Genomic DNA, 414 nt, shown 5'->3' on the forward strand with positions numbered 1-414 from the left:
ACCCCACTGCGGTCCCCGTCGCCGCCGGGCTGTGGGCACTGCTCCGGAGCGCCACGGCCACGCCGCCCGCCGGTGACGCCGCCGGCCAGGCCGGCGCCGCGGCGGTCACCGGCACGCCGGCCACCCCGGTCGCGGCCCCGGCGGCCCAGGTTGCCGGGCGTTTTGTGCACATAACGCCGGACGCTTCGGCCGTGGTCGTTGCCGCAGCAGCGGCCGGCGCCGCCGGCACCCCTGCGGCCACCCTGTCCGGTGCGTCGGCGACCGGCGCCGCGGCCGGCGTCCCGGCTCCGACAGCGGATACCGCGACGGCCCTCGACGGCCCGGTCGCGGTCGCGTCCGCGGCGGGCGCCGGCCTGCCCGGTGCCGCGACGTCGTCGGGGCCCGCCGGCGAGGCGCCCGGCGCGGGTGCCGTCC

The 414-nt window shown here is 82.6% G+C and carries 1 protein-coding gene; it reads left to right on the forward strand.

From position 1 onward, the window contains the following. Positions 1 to 191: 191 nt before the first annotated feature. The coding region (locus E9529_RS21570; protein WP_236833294.1) for a hypothetical protein at positions 192 to 414 on the forward strand (223 nt) is incomplete at its 3' end.

This window comes from Blastococcus sp. KM273128 (assembly GCF_021698975.1).
Lineage (GTDB): Bacteria > Actinomycetota > Actinomycetes > Mycobacteriales > Geodermatophilaceae > Blastococcus.